Source organism: Streptomyces sp. NRRL F-2664 (assembly GCF_000719345.1).
In the GTDB taxonomy this organism is placed as follows: Bacteria; Actinomycetota; Actinomycetes; order Streptomycetales; family Streptomycetaceae; genus Streptomyces.
Genome location: NZ_JOFX01000172.1, coordinates 1 through 2,109 on the forward strand (window position 1 = coordinate 1; position 2,109 = coordinate 2,109).

General features: G+C 73.3%; 1 protein-coding gene. It reads left to right on the top strand.

The annotated features are described in order from the left end of the window. Nucleotides 1-319: 319 nt before the first annotated feature. A partial coding sequence (locus IF89_RS49510; RefSeq protein ID WP_030777054.1) for a PIG-L family deacetylase occupies nt 320-2,109 on the top strand: 1,790 nt, incomplete at its 3' end.

The window sequence follows — 2,109 nt, forward strand, 5'->3', positions numbered from 1 at the left end:
ACGGCATACGAGATGTAGAGAGGTCTCGTGGGCTCGGAGATGTGTATAAGAGACAGCCCCCGACGCCCGCCCGAACGTGACCTGCATCACCCCGAACCCCGCCCACCACCCCACCCAACCAACCCCAAATGCGGACAACCCGCCCATATCACGCATTCAACTGGTTTGGTTTCATACCCGTCTTGAGGGTGTGTCAGTAGAAAACACGCCAGGCATAATCGGCCACGGTCGTCTCCGGAAGTGCTCCAGCCCTCGGGGCACCGACTCCGCCCCTCTTCTCGGCGCACGCACCGCCACCGACCCCCCGAGGCACCCGCAGATGTCCCTGGCCAGCCGCACCCGCCTCGCCGCCCTGCTCGCCGCCCTCACCGTCAGCGCCGCCGGCATCACGACCTGGGCCCACGGACACGGCAGCACCCCCCACCCCGCCGCTCCCGCCGCTCCCGCGCCCGCCCGCGCCAGCGTCACCGAGGGCACCGTCGTCCAGGTCGTCGCCCACCCCGACGACGACCTGTTCTTCATGAACCCCGACCTCAGCCGCTCCATATCCGCCGGCGTCAAGGTCACCACCGTCTACCTCACCGCCGGCGAGTCCGACGGCAGGAACGAAGCCCACAGCCCGCACCTGCAGGACCCCGCCCGCCCCGCCGACCACGCCGCCTACGCCGAAGCCCGCCAGAACGGCATACGCGCCGCCTACGCCGAAATGGCCACCGGCCTGCGCACCAGCGCCTGGCAGCGCACCTCCATACCCACCACCGGCGGCGGCAGCGCCGAGGTCGACATCCTCCTCGCCCGCCCCGAGGTCAACCTGGTGTGGATGCAGATGCGCGAAGCCCGCAGCATCTCCGGCGACAACCCCGACAGCCTGCGCGGCCTGTGGGACGGCAAGATCCCCGCCCTCGGCTCCCAACTCGCCTCCGGCACCCCCGTACGGGCCCCCTTCACCTACACCCGCGACCAGGCCGTCCAGGCCATCGCGAGCGTCCTCGCCCGCTACCGGCCCACCACCATCCGCACCCAGGACCCCACCCCCGGCCGCACCCGCCCCGCCGGCGCCTTCGCCGACCACCAGGACCACATGTACGGCGCCCGCTTCGTCCAGGCCGCCACCGAACGCTACGCCGCCACCCCCGACCGGCCGCACTTCACCCTCCAGAACTACGTGAGCTACCCCAACAGCTCCCTGCCCCCCACCCTCGACGCCAAGACCGCCGAGGAAAAACTCGGCTACCTCAAGACCTACGCCTGGAGCGACCACCAGGACTGGTGCGGCAGCCCCGCCGGCTGCGGCGACCGCAAAACCGCCACCCGCCCCACCGGCGCCGGATGGAACCGGACCATCCGCTACAGCCGCGGCGACAGCACCACCTGGCTCACCGAAGGCACCCCCGGCCGCCTCTACGCCTTCGCCACCCTCGACGGCCGCATCGCCCACTGGACCCGCCCCACCCCCACCGCCCCCTGGCAAGGCCCCCACTTCCTGCCCGCCACCGCCCCCGGCACCACCCTCGACACCGGCCTGAGCACCACCCGCCTGCCCGACGGCCGCATCGCCGTCCTCGCCACCCGCACCACCCTGGGCACCACCCCCCACGACTACCGGCGCGACACCGTCTACACCCTCCAGCCCGCCCCCGGCGCCCCCTTCGGCCCCTGGCACAGCCTGGGCACCCCCGACACCGGCGACCTGTCCACCACCTCCGCCCTCGGCACACCCACCGCCACCGCCGACCCCGCCGGCCGCCTCACCGTCTACCTCCGCGACTCCCACCGCACCCTGCGCGCCCGCACCCAGACCGCCCCCGACGCCGACTTCGGCCCCTGGCAGACCCTGGGCGGCACCGCCCTGCAGGGCGACCCCGCAACCGCCACCGACAGCGCCGGCCGCCGCCACCTCTACGCCGCCACCGACCGCACCGTCCTCGCCTGGACCCAGCCCACCCCCGGCGCCCCCCTCACCGGCCCCTTCCCCACCGGCCTGCCCGCCACCACCGGCACGCTCTCCGCCACCGCCCACGCCGACGGCGTCCGCCTCACCTTCCGCCGCCCCGGCACCGGCACCGTCACCACCCTGTCTCTTATACACATCTCCGAGCCCACGAGACC